The organism is Niallia endozanthoxylica (assembly GCF_008710145.1).
Lineage (GTDB): Bacteria > Bacillota > Bacilli > Bacillales > Cytobacillaceae > Bacillus_BD > Bacillus_BD endozanthoxylica.
Genome location: NZ_VYKL01000005.1, coordinates 1 through 20,572, shown reverse-complemented (window position 1 = coordinate 20,572; position 20,572 = coordinate 1). Strand labels below are relative to the sequence as shown.

General features: G+C 36.8%; 26 protein-coding genes. 17 read left to right on the top strand and 9 right to left on the bottom strand.

What is annotated here, in order from left to right:
* The first annotated feature begins 117 nt into the window (after positions 1 to 117).
* The 3 genes from F4V44_RS01495 (at position 118) to panF (ending at position 2,512) form a co-directional block, all read left to right on the top strand.
* Positions 118 to 690, top strand: a complete 573-nt coding sequence (locus tag F4V44_RS01495) for a M15 family metallopeptidase (RefSeq protein WP_396897466.1) — start codon at positions 118 to 120, stop codon at positions 688 to 690.
* Positions 691 to 806: 116 nt separating this feature from the next.
* Positions 807 to 1,073, top strand: a complete 267-nt coding sequence (locus F4V44_RS01490) for a YhdT family protein (RefSeq protein WP_150438216.1) — start codon at positions 807 to 809, stop codon at positions 1,071 to 1,073.
* Complete coding sequence (gene panF / locus F4V44_RS01485; RefSeq protein WP_150438215.1) at positions 1,070 to 2,512, top strand: sodium/pantothenate symporter; 1,443 nt, start codon at positions 1,070 to 1,072, stop codon at positions 2,510 to 2,512. Before F4V44_RS01490 ends, panF begins: the two co-directional genes overlap by 4 nt.
* A gap of 291 nt (positions 2,513 to 2,803) precedes the next feature.
* On the opposite strand, the gene F4V44_RS01480 is transcribed toward panF, so the two are convergent.
* The 3 genes from F4V44_RS01480 to F4V44_RS01470 all read right to left on the bottom strand — a co-directional run bounded on the left by F4V44_RS01480 (position 2,804) and on the right by F4V44_RS01470 (position 3,463).
* Positions 2,804 to 2,953 carry a YfhD family protein gene (locus F4V44_RS01480; protein ID WP_223881750.1) on the bottom strand — a complete coding sequence of 50 codons (150 nt, stop codon included), beginning with the start codon at positions 2,951 to 2,953 and terminating at the stop codon, positions 2,804 to 2,806.
* Between the two features lie 66 nt (positions 2,954 to 3,019).
* Positions 3,020 to 3,205, bottom strand: a complete 186-nt coding sequence (locus F4V44_RS01475; RefSeq protein WP_150438213.1) for a YfhD family protein — start codon at positions 3,203 to 3,205, stop codon at positions 3,020 to 3,022.
* A gap of 135 nt (positions 3,206 to 3,340) precedes the next feature.
* Positions 3,341 to 3,463 carry a YfhE family protein gene (locus tag F4V44_RS01470; RefSeq protein ID WP_150438212.1) on the bottom strand — a complete coding sequence of 41 codons (123 nt, stop codon included), beginning with the start codon at positions 3,461 to 3,463 and terminating at the stop codon, positions 3,341 to 3,343.
* 169 nt (positions 3,464 to 3,632) lie between these two features.
* Between F4V44_RS01470 and recX the strand changes: the two genes are divergently transcribed.
* Together recX and F4V44_RS01460 are read left to right on the top strand one after the other, a co-directional pair.
* Entirely contained in the window at positions 3,633 to 4,442 is an 810-nt protein-coding gene (recX, locus tag F4V44_RS01465) for a recombination regulator RecX (protein ID WP_150438211.1), read from the top strand.
* Between the two features lie 85 nt (positions 4,443 to 4,527).
* Positions 4,528 to 4,854, top strand: coding sequence for a YfhH family protein (locus F4V44_RS01460; RefSeq protein ID WP_150438210.1), 327 nt, complete (start codon positions 4,528 to 4,530; stop codon positions 4,852 to 4,854).
* Positions 4,855 to 4,935: 81 nt separating this feature from the next.
* Here the strand turns inward: F4V44_RS01460 and F4V44_RS01455 are convergent, their stop codons facing one another.
* Positions 4,936 to 5,109 carry a small, acid-soluble spore protein K gene (locus F4V44_RS01455; protein ID WP_150438209.1) on the bottom strand — a complete coding sequence of 58 codons (174 nt, stop codon included), beginning with the start codon at positions 5,107 to 5,109 and terminating at the stop codon, positions 4,936 to 4,938.
* Between the two features lie 192 nt (positions 5,110 to 5,301).
* Entirely contained in the window at positions 5,302 to 6,282 is a 981-nt protein-coding gene (locus F4V44_RS01450; protein ID WP_150438319.1) for a metal-dependent hydrolase, read from the bottom strand.
* Positions 6,283 to 6,587: 305 nt separating this feature from the next.
* Here F4V44_RS01450 and mutY point away from each other — a divergent pair, with 305 nt between their 5' ends.
* Positions 6,588 to 7,649, top strand: coding sequence for an A/G-specific adenine glycosylase (gene mutY, locus F4V44_RS01445; protein WP_150438318.1), 1,062 nt, complete (start codon positions 6,588 to 6,590; stop codon positions 7,647 to 7,649).
* 66 nt (positions 7,650 to 7,715) lie between these two features.
* Here mutY and F4V44_RS01440 read toward each other — a convergent pair whose 3' ends face one another.
* Positions 7,716 to 7,940, bottom strand: coding sequence for a hypothetical protein (locus tag F4V44_RS01440; protein WP_150438208.1), 225 nt, complete (start codon positions 7,938 to 7,940; stop codon positions 7,716 to 7,718).
* A 142-nt stretch (positions 7,941 to 8,082) separates the two neighbouring features.
* Between F4V44_RS01440 and fabL the strand changes: the two genes are divergently transcribed.
* From fabL to F4V44_RS01415, 5 genes are all read left to right on the top strand, one after another.
* Entirely contained in the window at positions 8,083 to 8,826 is a 744-nt protein-coding gene (gene fabL, locus F4V44_RS01435; RefSeq protein WP_150438317.1) for an enoyl-[acyl-carrier-protein] reductase FabL, read from the top strand.
* 100 nt (positions 8,827 to 8,926) lie between these two features.
* On the top strand, positions 8,927 to 9,130 hold the full coding sequence (locus F4V44_RS01430) for a gamma-type small acid-soluble spore protein (RefSeq protein ID WP_150438207.1): 204 nt from the start codon (positions 8,927 to 8,929) through the stop codon (positions 9,128 to 9,130).
* Between the two features lie 195 nt (positions 9,131 to 9,325).
* A complete protein-coding gene (locus tag F4V44_RS01425) occupies positions 9,326 to 9,580 on the top strand; it encodes a YgaB family protein (protein WP_150438206.1) in 255 nt (84 codons plus the stop codon).
* Between the two features lie 217 nt (positions 9,581 to 9,797).
* Entirely contained in the window at positions 9,798 to 10,328 is a 531-nt protein-coding gene (gene ntdP, locus F4V44_RS01420; RefSeq protein ID WP_150438205.1) for a nucleoside tri-diphosphate phosphatase, read from the top strand.
* A gap of 161 nt (positions 10,329 to 10,489) precedes the next feature.
* The gene (locus F4V44_RS01415; protein ID WP_150438204.1) at positions 10,490 to 12,244 is read left to right on the top strand and encodes an ABC transporter ATP-binding protein; all 1,755 of its coding nucleotides are present in this window, start codon (positions 10,490 to 10,492) and stop codon (positions 12,242 to 12,244) included.
* A 65-nt stretch (positions 12,245 to 12,309) separates the two neighbouring features.
* Here F4V44_RS01415 and F4V44_RS01410 read toward each other — a convergent pair whose 3' ends face one another.
* Both F4V44_RS01410 and F4V44_RS01405 read right to left on the bottom strand, forming a co-directional pair.
* Entirely contained in the window at positions 12,310 to 13,386 is a 1,077-nt protein-coding gene (locus F4V44_RS01410; RefSeq protein ID WP_150438203.1) for an FUSC family protein, read from the bottom strand.
* 236 nt (positions 13,387 to 13,622) lie between these two features.
* A complete protein-coding gene (locus tag F4V44_RS01405; protein ID WP_150438202.1) occupies positions 13,623 to 14,918 on the bottom strand; it encodes a glutamate-1-semialdehyde 2,1-aminomutase in 1,296 nt (431 codons plus the stop codon).
* Positions 14,919 to 15,125: 207 nt separating this feature from the next.
* On the opposite strand from F4V44_RS01405, the gene F4V44_RS01400 reads away from it, so the two are divergent.
* From F4V44_RS01400 to perR, 5 genes are all read left to right on the top strand, one after another.
* Entirely contained in the window at positions 15,126 to 15,533 is a 408-nt protein-coding gene (locus F4V44_RS01400) for a potassium channel family protein (protein ID WP_150438201.1), read from the top strand.
* Positions 15,534 to 15,612: 79 nt separating this feature from the next.
* Positions 15,613 to 16,083, top strand: coding sequence for a thioredoxin-dependent thiol peroxidase (bcp, locus tag F4V44_RS01395; RefSeq protein ID WP_150438200.1), 471 nt, complete (start codon positions 15,613 to 15,615; stop codon positions 16,081 to 16,083).
* A gap of 180 nt (positions 16,084 to 16,263) precedes the next feature.
* On the top strand, positions 16,264 to 16,857 hold the full coding sequence (locus tag F4V44_RS01390) for a hypothetical protein (RefSeq protein WP_191090515.1): 594 nt from the start codon (positions 16,264 to 16,266) through the stop codon (positions 16,855 to 16,857).
* Between the two features lie 195 nt (positions 16,858 to 17,052).
* A complete protein-coding gene (locus F4V44_RS01385) occupies positions 17,053 to 18,003 on the top strand; it encodes a D-2-hydroxyacid dehydrogenase (protein WP_150438199.1) in 951 nt (316 codons plus the stop codon).
* Between the two features lie 164 nt (positions 18,004 to 18,167).
* Complete coding sequence (gene perR, locus F4V44_RS01380; RefSeq protein ID WP_150438198.1) at positions 18,168 to 18,611, top strand: peroxide-responsive transcriptional repressor PerR; 444 nt, start codon at positions 18,168 to 18,170, stop codon at positions 18,609 to 18,611.
* Positions 18,612 to 18,824: 213 nt separating this feature from the next.
* Here the strand turns inward: perR and F4V44_RS01375 are convergent, their stop codons facing one another.
* Complete coding sequence (locus tag F4V44_RS01375) at positions 18,825 to 19,178, bottom strand: YgzB family protein (RefSeq protein ID WP_150438197.1); 354 nt, start codon at positions 19,176 to 19,178, stop codon at positions 18,825 to 18,827.
* Positions 19,179 to 19,432: 254 nt separating this feature from the next.
* Between F4V44_RS01375 and F4V44_RS01370 the strand changes: the two genes are divergently transcribed.
* Complete coding sequence (locus tag F4V44_RS01370) at positions 19,433 to 20,317, top strand: nucleotidyltransferase-like protein (protein WP_150438196.1); 885 nt, start codon at positions 19,433 to 19,435, stop codon at positions 20,315 to 20,317.
* Positions 20,318 to 20,572 lie beyond the last annotated feature (255 nt).

Here is a 20,572-nt window from a genome sequence, read left to right as displayed (position 1 = left end):
TTAATGCAGTAAATTTTAGTTCCTTTTATTCAATTATTACCTTTAACTCATATGAAACTATTATTTTATTGTTTTCGTTTATAATAGTAATAAGTCAATGAGGAAAGGATAAAAGTTTTGAAAAAGAAATGGCTAGGTAGTTCAATGAGTATATTCGTTCTTGTATTTATGGCTGTCGTTTTATATGTTCAATATTTGATGCTGCCGGATAAGGACTCAGAAATAAATCCGAATGCTCCGATGCCGGATGGTCTTCACCCAATTGTTGAAGAAAAGACCAATCAATTGATACAGCATTCAGCAGAAAAGGGAATATCTATTGTTATAACTGATGGTTTTCGCAGTGCAGAAGATCAGGATAAATTATATGAAAAAGGTCGTGCAACAGAAGGTACAATTGTCACATATGCAAGGGGAGGAGAGTCTTATCATAATTTTGGCCTTGCTGTTGATTTTGCAATAAAGATCCCATCAGGAGAGGTCATTTGGGATATGACGTATGATGGAAATGGAAACAGTATCTCTGATTGGACAGAAGTCGTTTCACTTGCCAAAGGTCTCGGTTTTGAATGGGGAGGAGATTGGGTGCGTTTTAAAGATTATCCTCATTTGCAAATGGATTTCGGTCTTTCGATAGCTGCGCTGCAAAGAGGAGAAAGGCCGGAAGAACAGCCGTCAGCCGACAGCTGACAAGAGCTCCGACAGTCATATCTGTCCGGAGCTTTTTTATCTGCAATAACTTGTGTAAAGAATGATTGCAAATGGTCTTTTCGGGTAACCTAATCTGTAAAAGCGGGGTGGTTATTTTGAAGGATAAAAGGTATGAGATTGCTCATAAGGAAGCGATTATTGGTGTTATACTAGTCATTTTTAATTTCCTTTGGTGGTATGGCTTTGCTTATGGATTAGGTTCAGGTGATCCTCAAAAATATCAATATATTATGGGGCTGCCGGCATGGTTTTTTTATAGCTGTGTAGTTGGCACAATTATTATGATAATCCTTGTTTACTTGTGTATTACATTTATTTTTAAAGAGGTTCCGTTTGAAGAGGAAGAGGGGAACAGAAAATGAACATGGCTGTTATTGTCCCATTACTCCTTTTTCTCATTTTTTATTTCCTGATTGGCGTTTGGGCTAATCGATATGTAAAAACATCTAATAATTTTCTTCAAGAATATTTTCTTGGAGGCAGAGAGCTAGGAGGCTTTGTACTGGCTATGACGCTGATTGCTACATATGGAAGTGCAAGCAGCTTTATTGGCGGTCCTGGTGTAGCGTATACAACTGGTTTAGGCTGGGTACTGCTATCCATGGCCCAACTCCCTACCGGCTACTTTGTCTTAATGGTTTTGGGGAAAAAATTTGCCATTATCGCAAGAAAAAATAATTACATAACGATCATTGATTTTCTAAAAGATCGCTATAAAAGCAATATCATTGTTCTTATCTCTGCCTTAAGCATTATTATTTTTCTTTTCTCATCGATGATTGCACAATGGGTAGGCGGAGGAAGATTAATTGAATCTTTAACCGGATTATCGTATCAAACGTCTTTATTAATCTTTGCTGTCACCGTGTTAGTGTATGTCTTAATCGGTGGATTTAGGGCGGTTGTTTTAACCGATACGGCACAAGGAATTGTCATGTTAATCGGGACCATTGTATTACTGATAGCAACCATTATGGCTGGCGGTGGTCTGCAATCAATTATGTCAAAATTAACGGCCGAAAATCCTAATTTTATCTCGCCGTATGGAGCAAATCGTCAATTAACCTCTCTTTATGTGTCTACTTTTTGGATTTTGGTTGGTGTGGGGGTTATTGGACTTCCACAGATGGCAGTTAGAGCAATGTCTTACAAAGACTCCAAGTCAATGCACCGAGCAATCATCATTGGTACTGCTGTTATTGGAACAATTATGTTTGGCATGCACTTAATCGGTGTACTAGCCCGCGGAATTCTTCCTGGGATTGAGATTGGGGATAAGGTCATGCCGATGCTTACATTAGAGGTATTGTCACCCGTTTTGGCAGGTTTTGTCCTTTCAGCTCCGATGGCTGCCATTATGTCTACCATTTCTTCTTTATTAATTCTTGTCAGTTCAACGGTTGTGAAGGATATATATTTAAATTTTATTAAACCAAATGCAACTGAAAAGCAAATAAAACAGACAAGCTTTTGGGTAACAACGTTAATTGGAGCAGCAGTGATTTTGTTTGCTTTGAATCCTCCTGATCTATTAGTATGGTTGAATCTTTTTTCATTTGGAGGACTTGAATCTGTCTTTATTTGGCCAATCGTTTTAGGGCTCTATTGGGGGAAAGGGAATAAGTATGGTGCGATTTCGTCCATGATTATCGGAATGAGTTCCTATATTCTATTCGACCGTTTATACCCAAGTGCACTTGGGATGCATACCGTTGTATTGCCTATTCTTTTTTCCTTGATTACCTTTATTCTTGTCAGTCTGGCAGTCCCGTCTGTAGGTAAGAGAGGGACTGCGGGATAATAGATATGGCATGCTTTTTTCATACAAATAAAAGAGCCGGGGATTGTGTTCCCGGCTTTTCGAAATTTATTAAGTAAAAGTTAATCACACATATACAATAAGTTATCAACAGTGAAAATCTATATATATCCATATTTCCACAGGTTTATCCACATTGTCCACAAAAAATACACGTAATTCTAGGGACTTTATTCACAGTGATAAACTAAATGTAGAGCTGTTATCATCATATCTGTGCAAGTTATCCACGTTGTTAACGATTATGTGGATAACTTTATTCACAGTGCAGTCCTACTTATTTTTTCGTTTTGCCGCCCGTTGATTAGCAGCATCGGCTCTAGCTTGAGCCTCTAAATCGTCCTTGTCAGCCAGTTCCATTGAGAATTCTTCATCAACGCCATCTGATTTAAGGTTATTTTGGTAATTATTTTGTTTAGCCATGTTCATATACTCCTTCCTATCTAGAGAAATAGGAGGCCCATCAGTTTGAGGCCTCGTTTATTTTAATTAACCATTATTTCCTTGATTTCTTTGATTAGCGGCATTTGCTAATGCTTGCTCTTCTCTGCTAATTTGATTATTTAATTCTTGAGCATACTCTTCACTCATACGATCATATTTCATATTTTTAGGAACTTGAGGAAGTGAGCTTTTATTTCTGTCACGTGTTTTATGCCCTTGAGCGCGGCCCATAAACAAAACCCCTTTCAATAAATAAAGTATGAAGCATTGCTCCATACTTTATTATGCTCATGCATCAATGGACTATGAAAGGTAAGTTGTTACAAGCCTAACCAGTTGTAACAGGTGAAAATATAGGCCTGCAGCTTACTTTCTACCTTTACGGTCCATAAAACCACCGGCACGGTCTGCCATTTTAAAGTCACGCTGATAAGTTACAGCCTGCATACTTGTTAAAGCACTTTTTTCTTTGTCCGTTTTCTTCGCCATTAGAATCCTTCCTTTCATGAAAGTATCTTCCATATTTTCCCCTTATTAAAAACGATTCATACTATGGGGGAAATAGTAAAAAAAGTAAAATTATTCAACTTATTTTCTTGCTTCTGTTTATTCAAATGTTACTGCGGGTTATGCTACATTTAGATAAGAGGTGAAATTGATGCCGATTATATCGAAAATTACAACCCAGCAAAAAAATAAAGAACGCTATAATATTTTTCTCGATGAAGGAAAAGGAGAACAATATGCTTTTAGTGTAGATGAAGCTGTTTTAGTGAAGTATGGGCTAAAAAAAGGCATGGAGCTAGATGACTTTTTCATTACTGAAATTCATTATGAAGATGATATTCGAAAAGCGTACAATTTAGCTCTTCATCATTTAACAAGAAGAATCAGATCAGAGGCAGAGGTTCGCTCTTATCTTGGAGAAAAGGAAATGGATGAAGCAATCATTCAAGAGGTCATCATTAAACTGTACGAATACCAATTTCTCAACGATGAACAGTATGCTAAGGCTTACGTGAGAACGCAAATGAATACGACTGATAAAGGAACCATTTTAATAAGAAGTGAGCTGAAAGAAAAAGGGATTAATGAAAAGAATATTGAACTGGCTCTTAACGAATATCCGTATGAATTACAGCTTGAAAAAGCAAAAACACTGAGTGAAAAAACAACTCAGAAAAATCAAAAGGATTCTGAAAGGGTGCTTAAGGCTAAGCTTGAACAAAAGTTAACTCGAAAAGGCTTTAGCTTTAATATTATAGCCGATGCAATCAACAGCATAAATTTGAAAAGAAAAGATAATGGCATGGAAGCCTTGCGTTATCAAGCTGAAAAATTACAGAGAAAATATGCAAAGGAATCAGGATATACGTACGAGCAAAAAATGAAAAGTGCACTTTATCGAAAAGGCTTTTCCCTTGAACAAATTGAAAAATATCTCAACCAACAAGATTGGAATGAATAGGAAATACACTTTCCTTTCTTATTAAATACTTTTTCATTATACTAAAATATAGACATAGGTTCGCGAAAGAAAAGGGGATGGATTCATGCAATCACAAGAAAAGAGATACAGCGAATTATCAAAATATGAATTGCAGCAAGAGATTGCCAAATTACATGAAAAGGCAAGAAAAGCAGAACAAATGGGAATGGTAAATGAGTTTGCTGTATTAGAACGAAAAGCAGTCATGGCCAAAGCCTATTTATTAGATCCAAATGATTTTATTCCTGGGGAAATCTATCGTATTGAAGGAGATCCTGGTGCGTATTTTAAAATAAATTATTTAAACGGTGTTTTTGCATGGGGGCATCGTCTGAGAAATGGGCAGGAAGAAGAAGCATTGCCGATTTCTATGCTAGTTAAGCTTCAGTAAGAAGGGGCTGACTCCTTACTGAAGCAAGGTAGGTCGAATAGGTACGCAGGTCATGGCATTCTTAGACTGCGTTCCGCTTTCCTAGAACAAATTAGATGTATCAATATCTCTGTTGGAAGATGCACGCATTCTTTCCTGCGGATGTGTATTAATGGTTCCGTCTGCTCTTTTTGAAGCATATTCCGCTTTAGCACGAGGTTCTCCCTCTAATTTATTGTTACTCAGATTAGGGAAACCTTTTTCTTTATTACGCATATAAAAACCTCCTAATGCGGGATAAGAACAGTGATAATGAAGGTTGACTCTCCATCATCACTTAACATTAGTATGTTCAGATTACTAGCCGCTATGAGGCTTTTATCTGCTTAATTTATGGAAAAGTGATAATTGGAAATAAAACGAATGCAGAATGGATAAAAAAAGCGATGTCTTTTTTATGACATCGCTTTAACTTGGAATAATATCCAGCTTTTTTCGAAGTTTTTCTTCGCTGAAAATCCAGCCGGTATATGAAGTTGTGATGTTTAAATCAAGGTCCAGGTGGACAACCGCCACGAAGGGATAATAATCCTTGCTTCGATAGCGTAAGTCAATAAAGCGAACTTCATAGTGATCATCATATTCATCCACTTCCCAACGATATACAGGTGAGAAGGAGAGAAAAGCCGCTAAATTTTCATCTTCCTTTGCTGCCTCTAAAACTGGAGTTTCAGGAACCTCAACACGATTGAACTGATCTAATATTTGTACTTGTCTATTTACGGCCCGACCGACAAAGAACTGATGTTGATTCATCACGGCAATTTTCCAGTGGTGAAATCTCATAGTTGGAGCTATGATAATCTCAGTCGCATCTGGAATTCTTTGCAGAACCTTTCTATAAACATTTTGTCTTTCGATAAAGCGGATAATGTAGTAGATAATCAAAATCGCATATATTACAGCAAAGGTATATCCAGGATCAGTGCCTAACCCCCATAAGATTAAGCCTATTACGTGTATGCCGAAAATAAACGGGTCAAAGGTATTGATAACACCCAGTGCCACCCACTTTGCTGAAAACGGACGCAATGCTTGAGTGCCGTAAGCGTTAAAAATATCGACAAAGACATGAAGAAAAACAGCCAGAAATGTCCAGAGCCATAAGTGTAATAAATTAGCGGTTGGGAAAAAAGGATAGACAACGGCGACTATTCCTAACGGCCATAAAAGAACAGCAGGTATGGAATGGGTAATTCCACGATGATTACGGATATAGATCGCATTGTTTCTAAGTTTTAATACTGTATCAATATCAGGGGCTTGTGAGCCAACTATGACTGAAATTAAGACACTTGTTGTGGTTGCTGAACTCTCAGCTACAACGGGGTCAAGCGTTGCCAGACCGCCTAAGGCTAACCCCATTACTACATGTGTACCTGTATCCAAGGAAGAAACCTCCTTAATTCGGTATTTAGTGGGGAAATCATATGTCATAACAGCTGTATCCCATGCCAGATGCAAAACGAAAACGTAGCAACTTATGTGAAGGAATAACAGCTTTCTATATATTAAGTGTATCAGAATATCATTGCTTTGACAGAGGAAAATATGTATTTTATTTAAAAATTACATGTTTTCAAATTAAATAAATTTACTCAATAATAATCTGCATTAATAATTATTACCCAATTTTATATGTTTAACATCCTGGAGGAAGAAAAGTGACGAAAAATAAATTGAAAACGTTGGAGATGATTGATAAACAGGAGTTTCGTCAAGATTTGATTGGCTGGTTTGAGGAAGAGATGCGTGATCTTCCCTGGAGAAAAGATCAGGATCCTTATAAAATCTGGGTTTCGGAAATCATGCTCCAGCAGACAAGAGTTGATACAGTCATTCCTTACTTTAACCGTTTCATGGAGCAGTTCCCTACGATTGAAGCATTGTCTGGGGCGGAAGAGGAAAAGGTATTAAAAGCATGGGAAGGTCTCGGTTATTATTCGAGAGCCCGGAACTTACACTCTGCGGTTAAAGAGGTTCATGAAAAGTATGACGGGAGAGTCCCTGATACTCCAAAGGAAATATCTGCTTTAAAAGGAGTTGGTCCTTATACAGCAGGCGCCATTTTAAGCCAAGCCTATGGGATTCCAGAGCCTGCTGTAGATGGAAATGTCATGCGTGTTTTATCCCGTATATTATTAATTGAAGATGATATCGCTAAAGCTTCATCACGAAAAGTGTTTGAAAAGGCTGTTAGGGAGTTAATTTCCCATGAGAATCCATCCTATTTTAATCAAGCATTAATGGAGCTTGGAGCAATTGTTTGTACCCCAACCTCTCCTTCCTGCTTGCTGTGTCCTGTTCGGGAGCATTGTACCGCTTTTCATGAAGGGGTTCAACATGAATTGCCAATAAAGACAAAGAATAAAAAACAGCGTGAAGTACACTTAGCTGCAGCTGTATTAAAAGATGATACCGGACGAACCCTTATTCATAAAAGGGCTGAAAAGGGCTTGCTGGCAAATTTATGGGAGTTTCCTAATATTGAAATTCATCTGCCATATAAAACAGAAAAAGAGCAGTTAAGGGAAGCGTTGAAATTAGAATTCGGAGCAGATATAGCACTAGGTGAAATGATTGGTACGATAGAACATGTATTTTCCCATTTAACATGGAATATTCACGTTTATGAAGGAACGTTGATAGAGCTAAAAGAAGAAAAACCTGATTTAAAAGTGGTATCTCCTGAAGAAATAGAGGTTTTTCCATTTCCGGTATCCCATCAAAAAATGATAAAACAGTTCTATAAATAAATGGGTGTCAGGCACCACGAATGGACATTTTCTAGATATTTGTCCTTTTGAGGTGCCTGACACTGATTAATCGAAGGTTACGCTAGTGCCGTGTGTATAATCAGCTTCATTGCGTTTAAAGCTGTTTCGATTATGCATTTCTTCAATAACTTCCCTGTAGATGCTTTGACCTTCCGCATTTAGATAAGGCAAGATTTGTTGAAACGATTGATGGAAAAAGGCGAGCTCGCTGTCTTTCCATTCGGATTTTGACATCATCGAAAGCTCGGTCATATCCCTGCCAACATACATACTCGTTCATCCTTTCCTAGTTATATTTAATTTGAATCTAATTCTATTGTCCTTAACCTCATTGCCATCTATACATGAAAAAGCTAAAATAAAGGAAATAATTACATAGAATAGAATCTATTTATAAAAAAGGGGTAAAATGATGACACAAAAAGTAGCTCTGGTAACAGGCAGCAGTAGAGGTATTGGAAAAGCAACAGCCATAAGACTTGCGAAAGAAGGATATGATCTCGTTATCAACTATGCCCGCAGTAAAACAGGTGCTCTTGAAACCGCTGCTGAAATCGAAGCATTAGGAAGAAAAGCGTTAGTTGTTAAAGCAAATGTTGGAGATGTTGACAAAATAAAACAGCTGTTTGAAACGATTAAAAGTGAGTATGGACGTCTTGATGTTTTTGTCAATAATGCTGCATCCGGTGTGCAGCGGCCTATAATGGAGCTTGAAGAATCCCATTGGGATTGGACGATGAATATAAACAGTAAAGCCTTGTTATTTTGTGCTCAAGAAGCTGCTAAGTTGATGGACCAAGGCGGAAAAATAGTCAGTATCAGCTCGCTAGGCTCCATCCGTTATTTGAAAAACTATACGGTGGTAGGAGTCTCGAAAGCAGCCCTTGAAGCATTGACTCGGTATTTAGCTGTTGAACTGGCAGAGAAAAATATCATTGTAAATGCTGTTTCCGGAGGGGCCGTTGATACAGAAGCCCTAAAGCATTTTCCTAATCGAGAGGAGCTTCTAAATGAGGCAAAGGAAAAAACACCTGCTGGAAGAATGGTTGAAATTGATGATATGGTGAATGCGATTATGTTTTTGTTATCTGACCAATCCAGTATGATTCGAGGACAAACGATTATCGTAGATGGCGGTATTTCTTTATTAGTGTAGGCTTCTGCTTAGGGCAGTTAATCCCGAATAAAAAAATGTTTTTTATTTAGGATAGTTTTCTCCATGCTTGGTTACATTAAAGAGCGTGGAGGTGATTACAATGGCAAACAGACCAAATCAAACTCAATCTGGAACAAATATCCAGCAAGTTAGACAACAAAATGCACAGTCTGCTTCTGGCCAAGGTCAATTCGGTACTGAATTTGCATCTGAAACAGATGTTCAAGAAGTAAGACAACGAAATGCTCAAGCTGAAGCGAACAAAGCGAAAAATTCAGGCCAATTTGGCGGTCAAAACAGCTAATACTTATGAATGAAAGAAAAGACACTCTTTAGTCGGTAAGAGTGTCTTTTCATGTTCACATATTCGACAAAATTTCTTTGCATTCAGCACAACTAGTCAAAGGAATGAAGCAATAAAGAACGAATACATAAGGAAGTAGAAAAAGACCCACGGAATCTTTCGTTCTAGTGGAAATTAAATAGGCGGGTGGTAAGTGTGAAAGAATTCAACCGTTTAGTAACAGAACAAATGAAAACAATGGACCGGCTATTATTTTTACAAAGTGAGCTGGAACGATGCCAAGAAATTGAAGAGCAATTAAAGGAAATTCAGCTGGGAACAAGGCTTGAAAGTGTTCAAAGTGATATCAAGAAGATGGAGGAAGAATTGAAGGAAATTCAGCGGATATTTGAACAGCAGACAGAGGAAGTTATTCGTTCCTATCAAGAAATAAATGTAACTGCAGGGTAGAATTGATAAATTATTGATAAAAATTGTATAAAAATGAAAAAATAAACAGTCATTGATGAATTTCAATGACTGTTTTGTTTTAAATTCTTTTGGAAACCGTTATAATAGTAGAAAATAGGAATTGTTCTTTGTTACCTGTATATTTAAATTTAAAAAGTATATACGTGAAAAACATTTGAAAGGTTGCAAAGCGTCCGTAACGAAAGTAGGGGAAATAATGGGCGTACCCATCGAAGGTGAACCAGTACAAATTCATAGCTTTAAGCATAATGGGCACATCCATCGCGTATGGGACGAAACAACTGTATTAAAAGGATCGCAAAACTTGGTTATTGGCGGAAATGATCGTACGATTGTAACGGAATCGGATGGAAGAACCTGGGTAACAAGAGAACCCGCCATTACATATTTTCATTCACAGCATTGGTTTAATATCATTGGAATGCTACGAGAAGATGGAATTTACTACTATTGTAATTTAAGCTCCCCGTTTATCTATGATGGAGAGGCAATCAAATACATCGACTACGATTTAGATATTAAAGTATTTCCTGATATGACCTTTCACTTACTAGATGAAGATGAGTATGAGCGGCATCGAAAAGAAATGAATTATCCGGATGTAATCGATCAAATCTTAAAAGCCAATGTCGATACATTGATTCAGTGGATTCGTCAGCGCAAGGGACCGTTTGCTGCAGATTTTATTGATACATGGTATGAGCGTTATTTAACGTACAGAAGATAATATAAGTTGAAAACCACCTGTTGATTCAATCAGCAGGTTTTTATGTGAAAGTCTTTGCTAACTTTGTTGATAACTAGACTTTTGATTATCATTGTAATATGAAGGTTTAACATCATATTAGGAACGTAACAACAGAGAATATCATATAAGGTGGGGGAAACTTGGGCAGTATACGACGTTATTTGCATTTTGTAAAACCTTACAGCCTCCAAATCATCGGAACGATTTTTATTGGCATTATCAAATTTGCTATTCCATTAATGATACCGCTGCTTATTAAGTATGTGTTAGACGATATTGTTGCTAACGATACAATGACAAAAGCAGATAAGATTGATCAATTATTAATCATTATGGCTGTTATGATTGTCATTTTTGTGATTCTTCGTCCACCAGTAGAGTATTATCGTCAATATTTTGCTCAATGGACGTCAAGCAAAATCCTCTATGATATCCGTGATCGGTTATTTACTCATATCCAAAAGCTTAGCTTTAAATATTACTCGAATACAAGAACGGGTGAAGTCATCTCAAGGGTAATCAATGATGTAGAACAAACGAAAACCTTTGTTGTGACAGGGCTGATGAATTTATGGCTGGATTTGGCCACTATTATTATCGCCATAGCTATTATGTTTACAATGGATGTTACACTAACACTTGTATCCATTATTTTATTTCCATTCTATGCTTTTTCGGTTAAATATTTCTTTGGGAATTTAAGGGCATTAACAAGGAAGCGCTCACAAGCGCTAGCAGAGGTTCAAAGTTATTTGCATGAACGTGTTCAAGGGATGCCGGTTATCAAAAGCTTTGCCATTGAAGATTTTGAACAAACCAAGTTTGATGAACAGAATAGGAACTTTTTAGAAAAAGCGATTGATCATACAAAATGGAATGCAAAGGCCTTTGCGGTTGTCAATACAATTACCGATGTTGCACCTCTCCTTGTGATTGGCGTTTCAGGTTATCAGGTAATAAATGGGGACCTGACAGTTGGTTCGATGGTGGCTTTTATTGCATATATTGACAGGCTTTATAATCCGCTGCGGCGTTTAGTTAACTCCTCAACTACGCTGACACAATCATTTGCTTCCATGGATCGTGTCTTTGAATTTATGGATGAAAAGTATGATATTGAAGACCGGCCTGATTCAATTGAGTGTAAACACGTAAAAGGCCACATTGTTTTTGAACATATTGATTTTTCATATAGTGATAATCAACAAGATGAAGCGGTTCTTAAGGACATCACCTTAGATGTTCAAAGGGGAGAAACGATCGCTTTTGTTGGGATGAGCGGCGGCGGAAAGTCGTCCTTGGTCAGCTTAATTCCCCGCTTTTATGATGTAACAAAAGGGAGGATTCTTCTGGACGGCGTTGATATTCGCTCGTTTAAAGTACGTTCGTTACGTGATAAGATAGGGATGGTGCACCAAGACAATATTCTTTTTAGTGAATCTGTGAAAGAAAATATTCTGCTGGGAAATCCACTTGCAACGGATGAAGAGGTAATCCTAGCGGCCAAAGCAGCCAATGCGCATGAATTCATTATGAATTTACCCGAGGGATACGATACAAAAGTGGGTGAACGAGGGGTAAAGTTATCAGGAGGGCAAAAACAGAGGGTTGCGATAGCACGGGTATTTTTGAAAAATCCGCCTATTCTAGTGCTTGATGAGGCAACATCTGCACTTGATTTAGAAAGTGAGCACCAGATTCAAGAAACGCTTGATAAATTGGCCAAAGACCGCACGACCTTTGTTGTTGCTCACCGCCTATCAACAATCACGCATGCGAATCGAATTGTACTAATTGAACATGGGAAAATTGTTGAAATCGGCAGTCATGAAGAGCTAATGGCCTTGCGGGGGCATTATTATAAGCTGTTTCAAGTACAGCAACTTGAACAATAGATCATGATATAAGAAAATACAAAAAGCAGCTGGTTACATCAGCTGCTTTTTGGTTGTGTCGATTATTACATTTCATCTTCTGTTAAAGTAAGTGCTTTATCATCTTTGTGATAGGATTGATAGCTTGTAATCAAAACATCCAGATGCTCAATATATTCATCGTAATCTACGATAGCAGAAATCACCTGCATAAGATGGTAGTTCGTATCTTCGTCCTCTTTTGTTGCTTGCAGCTGGTAGGTCAAAAAGATATTAAAAAGTTCTTTTCGGTTTAAGCGGATATCTCCTTCATCAAAAATTACATTCGGCCGCACCTTGCTGATGAATTTAAGCATGACATGTTCATGATGGTGAATGAGACAATCCAGCTGCTGCTGAATAATATTTTGGAGATCGTCCGGAAGACCGGCTATTTCATTTTCAAAGCGATGGAGCCTCTTTAATGTATCCAATGCCCGTTTTAGAGTATTAATCATTTGACGGTATATAACGAGCTTCCTTGTTTTTAGCAGATGATGTTTCTTTAAATTTCGTTCTTCTTTATACATCTTATAAAGCTGTTCAATTTTAAGCATAGATTCTTTCAGTTTTTCAATGTCATTCTTGAGTAATTTATGCTCTGATGCTCCTCGAATATTGAGTCGAATCCATTTTGTTAGTTCTGTAGTCGAATGAGAAATCTGAAGATAGAGCTTTGTTTCATATTTAGGCGGCAGGAATATTAGGTTGACTAAAAAAGCGGATAAGACTCCTAGCATAATGGTCAAGAAGCGAATCAAGGCAAATTCGATAAACGTATCCCCAGGCGTTTCCATGATGGCAACAAGGGTTACTAAGGAGAGCCCGATGGCATTTTCCAGTTTGAGCTTTAATGTAATGATAATGACGATGACAGCGGCCAGCCCAATAATAAAAACATGGTTGCCAAACAGCAATACGAAGACGACTGCTAGTAAGGCGCCAATTGTATTTCCTTGAATTTGTTCAAGGATTGATAAATAAGAACGGTAAATAGTGGGCTGTACGGCGAAAATAGCTGCAATACCTGCGAAGACAGGTGATGGCAGTCCAATCAATTGAGCAAAAAGTAAAGATAAGATAATTGCGATTCCCGTTTTTAATATGCGGGCGCCTAACTTCATATGTGACGATTTCCTTTCTGATGGTGATGATGTTATTCTACTTAATTAAATCACGTTGCTGACTATGAAACAATTGAAACGATAATGTTTAAAGCGGAATTTCTCTTCTATCATTATAGTGCACTAAAACGAATGTTCCTTGCATTTACATACGATAATTAATTATGCTAAAGCAGGCCATTAAAAAACCGCTCGTAATTAGAACGAACGGTTTATACTTTTGCGGGAGATGATAATTAACTGCCAGCTAGTTCTGAAAAAGCGTTTTCGACGGCAAATATCGTAGCATCAATATCCTCTTCTGTATGAGCGATGGTTAAAAACCAAGCTTCATATTTTGAAGGAGCCAAATGAATGCCTTGCTTTAACATTAATTTGAAAAACTTTGCGAACATTTCACTATCAGCATTTTGTGCTTGCTCATAATTTTTAACTTTTTCATCAGTGAAGTAAACGGTTAGTGCACCTTTTAACCGGTTTATTGTAATCGTAATGTCGTGTTCTTTCGCTGCGTAAAGTATACCTTCTTCAAGCTTTGCACCTAATCTATCTAAATAATCATAAACACCATCTTGTTTTAATACTTCAAGACAAGCAATGCCGGCCAAAATAGATGCAGGATTTCCGGCCATGGTACCTGCTTGATAGGCAGGTCCTAATGGAGCAACATGTTCCATAATATCCTGTCTGCCTCCATAAGCACCAATTGGCAGGCCGCCACCAATAATTTTCCCCATAGCTGTTAAATCAGGTGTCACTCCAAGCAAGTCCTGTGCTCCTCCATATGTAAAACGAAAAGCTGTAATGACTTCATCGTAAATGACAAGAGCGCCTGCTTCGTGTGTTAGCTCATTTATTTTTTCCAGGAAGCCAGGGTTTGGTTCAACAATACCGAAGTTTCCGACAATCGGTTCCACTAATACAGCAGCAATTTCACTGCCCCATTTTTCCAATGCCTGTTTAAATGGTTCAATTTCATTGAAAGGAACCGTAATAACTTCCTGAGCAATGCTCTTTGGTACTCCTGCTGAATCCGGCGTACCAAGTGTGGAAGGCCCCGACCCTGCAGCGACAAGCACAAGGTCTGAGTGACCGTGGTAGCAGCCGGCAAATTTAATAATCTTATCCCTTCCAGTATAAGCACGAGCCACACGTATAGTTGTCATGACTGCTTCTGTACCCGAATTAACGAACCTTACTTTCTCTAGGGCTGGCATGGCTTCTTTAAGCATCTTGGCGAATGTAACTTCATGCGGTGTAGGAGTTCCGAATAATACGCCGGTTTCAGCGGCTTTCTTAATCGCCTCTGTAATATGCGGATGGGCATGGCCGGTGATAATTGGTCCATAAGCGGCTAAATAATCGATATATTGGTTCCCGTCCACATCGTAGAAATAGGCCCCTTGTCCTCTTTCCATTACAACTGGAGCACCGCCTCCAACGGCTTTGTAGGAACGTGAAGGACTGTTCACCCCGCCGACAATATGTTTGAGGGCTTCGTTATGTAATCGTTCAGAATTAGTAAAATACATGGTTTAAAACCTCCTATTTAGTCTGCTTCTACATTTTAACACTCTTGGTAATGATATTCGTTTTTTTAACAATTTTGACAATAGATGCTAATCTTAATAATTCTTTTCTGTTGGTTATATAGGTTGTTTACCTGAAAATACCTGCATATAAATAGAAGCAGGCCTTTTTAATTCTAATTTTGAGAGTGGCAGGAAAAGAGGGTAAGCATGATTTATTTCGTTACACTTGCCTTCACGATTTATTGTATCGTGATGAGTTTACGTACAATCTTTATACCAAACACCATTAAAGGCAAAATTGTGTCTGTTGAAAACTTTATTTATTTAACCTTTGTTTATATTACGATTTTGATTGGTTTTGGATTGGTTTATATTGTACTTGAAACGAAAGGCTATCAAATTATGATTGAACAGTATCCCATGCCGACTGAGAACTTTGTAGAACGGTTTGGAACCTATCTCTATTTTAGTGCTGTAACGCTGTTTTCTGTTGGTTATGGGGATATTGCGCCCATTGGAATCGGACGTTTTATTGCAATGGTAGAAGCATTGATTGGTTATACTATTCCGGCCGCCTTTGTAGCAAAGGCAGTATACGGACGTGAGCGGAAGTGAGATAAGAGTTGTCTTAAGATTAGGAATAAGATAATCTGTATATAGAACATAAATTTGTACAGATAGGAGGAATGTTTTAATGTCAACACCGATAGGGCAAGTGGCGCCGGATATTGCTTTACCTGCAAGCAACGGACAAACCATTCAATTGTCTGATTTCCGTGGAAAGAATATTGTACTTTATTTCTATCCAAAAGATATGACACCAGGCTGTACAACAGAGGCATGTGATTTTCGCGATCGCCATGAGGATTTTTCAAAAATAAATACGGTGATTCTTGGCGTTAGTCCTGATCCTATATCAAGGCATGAAAAATTTATTGAAAAGCATGGCTTGCCTTTTATCTTGCTTTCGGATGAAGAGCAGGAATTAGCTAAGGCATTTGATGTATGGAAGCTCAAGAAAAACTTCGGTAAAGAATATATGGGAATCGAGCGCAGCACCTTTATTGTTGATTCCGAAGGAAAAGTAGTGAAAGAATGGCGTAAAGTCAAAGTAAAAGACCATACAAATGAAGTATATCAATTCATTCAAGAAAATTTAGCGTAAGATCAAATCCTAATAAAAAGAGCCCTGTTACATGATGTAAAAGGGTCTTTTTTTTAGGATTCATAATCATTTTGTTTATTTTTCTTAATAATTAACATTAAATTGCAGTCTTTATTCTTTTTTCATTCGTCTATAGTGTATAGCAGTGAATAAAAATCATTAATTGTGTATGGTGATCAAATGAATGAAAGAAATATTTATCTCCTTCTAACGGACACGGGTACATGGTTTTCAAGAATGATTAAATTATACACAAAAGCCCCCTATAATCATGCGTCCATTTCACTTGATGAACATCTTAAAGAGTTATATAGCTTTGGCAGAAAGGTTTATTTCAATCCTCTTTCCGCTGGATTTATAAAAGAAGGGGTTGACAGAGGCGTATTCTTATATAAGAAAAATACGAAATGTATTGTGTATAAGATGGTTGTCAGCGAACGTCAGTATAATGAGATTTTAAGAAAAATTGCCCAATTCAAGTACTTTGAAGATCAATACCGCTATAATTTACTTGGTGTGATGGCAATAGCGATGAATAAACGGATTAAAAGAAAAAATGCCTTTACTTGTTCCCAGTTCGTAGCATCCATATTAGATGCAAGTAACATTCATGTCTTTGATAAGTATATTGAGCTGATTACACCTAATGATATTACAAAAATTCCGCAATTGCAGTTAATTTACGAAGGAAAGCTTTGTGATTATCATCAAGAAAGAGCATCAGTATTTGATTCGGTTATTTCTGATTGGAATCAGTATAAAGCAGATTTTTGAACGGCCATTGAACTTATATATATTTTTTTTAAAAGCCTATTTTTATTAGAAAAGGCAACTGTCCATTCATTTATTCATGTGCTGAATATCTTTATATTAGGGCATACCTCCTCAGATAGTTTTTAGCAGGTTGAAGCAATCAGCCTGCTTTTTTTATTTTTTTATTTAATAAATAATAGGGGAAAGGAGACTGAAATGCTTATTGTTTCATCTATTTTTCCGAATCAGCAGCTTCAAATGGAATTACGAAAGGAATTTCCAGATGTTACATTTGAATTTTATGAGGGTATGAAAGCAGCGGAAAAGTCATTTTATGAAGCAGAAGTATTGATAACGTATGGAGAAGATTTGACTGAAAAACATATAAAGCAGCATAAGGGGTTAAAGTGGATTATGCTGATGACTGCCGGTTTTGATAAATTGCCGTTAAAGGCGGTTAAAGAAAAGGGGATTATGGTAACAAATGTTCACGGGATTCATAAGATTCCAATGGCCGAATTTACAATTGGAACGATGCTGCAATATGTCAAACAAACAAAAATATTAATGAGTAATGAAAGTCAGCTAGTTTGGGATCGAAATATTCACTTGGAGGAACTTTGTCATAAGACCATTTTGATTCTTGGAGTTGGAGCTATTGGCGGAGAAATTGCACGGCTTGCTAAAGCCTTTAGAATGAAAACATTGGGAGTAAACCGAAGCGGCAGAGCGGTTGAAAATATTGATGAGTTGTATCATTTCAATCAAATGATACATGCATTGCCTAAAGCTGACTTTATCGTTTCAATTTTACCAAGTACACCTGAAACAAGGTATTTATTAAAAAAGGAACATTTCAACGCAATGAAGCAATCGGCTGTTTTTATCAATATTGGACGGGGAGATATTGTTGCTGAGAGCACTTTAATTGAAGCAATGAGACAACGTGAAATCGCTCATGCCTATTTAGATGTGTTTGAACAAGAACCATTAGAGCCAAATCATCCATTTTGGCTTATGGATAACGTGACCATTTCTCCTCATCTATCCAGTTTAAGCGGGAGATATTTACCAAGATCATTCGCGATATTTAAACATAACTTAAAGACGTATTTAAATAAAAAAAACGAATATATTAATTTAGTTGATTTGCAAAAGGGATACTGACAATAATCGCTAATATAGAAAAAGATTTTATAAATAAGTGATGAAATTTATTATGAAAGTGATAGTAAACCACGTTAATAGGGTAGTTATATTGACAAAAGTACTAAAAATTTGTACACTAATTATAACAATTATAAATTAATAATATTTTTGAAAAGAGGTGTATGACGGTGGAACACAATCATTTAAAGGAAGCTCTAGAAACCTTAAAGGAAACGCGAGTTCGTATTACACCACAACGTCATGCGATACTCGAATATTTAATAAACTCAATGTCACACCCAACAGCAGATGATATTTATAAGGCCTTAGAAGGAAAATTCCCAAATATGAGTGTAGCAACAGTTTATAATAATCTGAGAGTATTTCGTGAGGTTGGTCTCGTGAAGGAATTGACTTATGGGGATTCATCTAGTCGTTTTGACTTTGTTACAACACAGCATTATCATGTCATTTGCGAGAGCTGTGGAAAAATAGTCGATTTTCATTATCCTGGATTGGATGAGGTAGAGCAGCTTGCAAGCTCTGTAACTGGATTTAAAATCAGTCATCATCGTATGGAAATCTATGGTTCATGCCCTGATTGTACGATGAAAGAAGTACATTAAAAATAGGGAAAAAATCTGCTGATAGTTTACTGGGCTATCGGCTTTTTTGTTTTTTTGAATTTAATCGTAAAGACTATGTTAACGAACAATGTCGATAAGTCAGATTTTTGACTCATAAGTGAGCAATGGCTATTTCTCACTTATCTAAACAAAGCTATAATAAAAAGAGGGTGTCCAATCCAGATGGACACCCTCTTTTTATTATTTTAGTTATTAGAGCTGTTTTTTTCGATTCAGTTTTTCATCAAATGCTTTACCTTCTAAGGTTGGATCAAGTGTGAGCGGTTCATTGCAATACATACACATGTCAACTCTGCCAAGCATTTTTGTATGTCGGCTGCAGTTCGGACAGACGACCTGAACGGTTTTAGTCGACAGCATTCCTATCCAAAAGTAAACGACTGTACTTGCAATAATAAATAACAAACCAAGCAGCATAAAAATAGTCATTAGAATAGGAGAGTTTTTAAAAAATATACCAAAATACATTACAACAAATCCAATGAAAATTAAACTAAGAGCAAAAGTACGTATTTTATTAATTTTACTAGAATACTTTTTTGCCATACAAATCCCCTCCTAAAAGTAAACTATATAATATATTTTCAAAAAAATGAATTATTTTGTTTATTAGAAATCAGATATTTTCAAATTTATAGAAGGTTAACGAATGGATTATCATAGAATAAACGAGTTTTATGATATATTTTGACGAAAGTTTGAAGGAAAACATCTTTTTTCGTCGAAAATATAAAGGCTATGAGTTAGTAAGAGCTGTAGTTAAGGTTCCATAACAATTGGAATGTATAGGGGGAATCAAGGTGGAAGACATTCTTCGTCCGATCTATCAGGAACGTGCAAGTCAAACAAATACCTTGGGTGTATTAATTATTGAGAAGCGTGAAAAGTCTATTCCGTTTACAGATACCTTTGATGCTATATTGCTTATTGTTGTAAAGGATGCGGAACAACCAATATTTATCAAACATTACTCTTATCAAAATAAAAAAGCGGCCATGCATATCGTAACAAAAGAGCAGCTGAATGAATGGCTTCAAATCGGTAGTAATCGCAAAATTGTAGAGTGGCTTTATTCAGGCAGGATCTTATTCGATCGAAATGAATTTCTTCATAATCTTAGAGCTGAACTGAACGAATTTCCATTCAATGGACGGAAACTTAAAATGGGATTAGAATTTGCTAAGCTTATTCGCCGTTACATGGACGGAAAATCCTTCTTCAAAAATAATCAGTATTTAGACGCATATAACCATATTGTTCACTCCTTACATCATCTTGGCAGATTGGCTTTAATAGAAAATGGATTTCATCCGGAAGTGACTGTATGGAAACAGGTTAAGCAAATTGAGCCTGAAATTTTTCTACTATATAATGAATTAGTAACAAGTGATGAAGAATTGGGTAAACGACTAGAGCTATTGTTTTTAGCTAGTGACTTTCTGATTCACTCCAGAACGGAGATGGGAATTAGTCATTTAATCGAAATATTGAAGACGAAGGAATATTGGTCAATTAATGAGATTGCATTACACCCTGAACTTAAGCTATATTCTGTTGATTTAGAGGTGCTTTTCGAATATTTAGTAGAGAAACACTTTATCGAAATTGTCACAATGGAAACGAAGGGACAAGGGATTTTCCATAGAAATTATAAAGCAGCGGATAGATTTATAATTAAAGAGTAATAAAAGGATTGACCAAAATAAAAATAACTGTTATATTAATAACCGTCGCTGTGAAACTTATTAAAAATCCTTTCGCAGCTGACGGAAAAGTATTGACATATTAAAAGTGATATGTTAAATTAATTTAGTCGCTTCTGGATGGATGTGGCAGATTGTTCTTTGAAAACTAAACAAACAAAAACGTCAACGTTAATTCAGGTTGCTATATGGCAACATTATTTATGAGCAGTCAAACGATTCTTTTGGAGAGTTTGA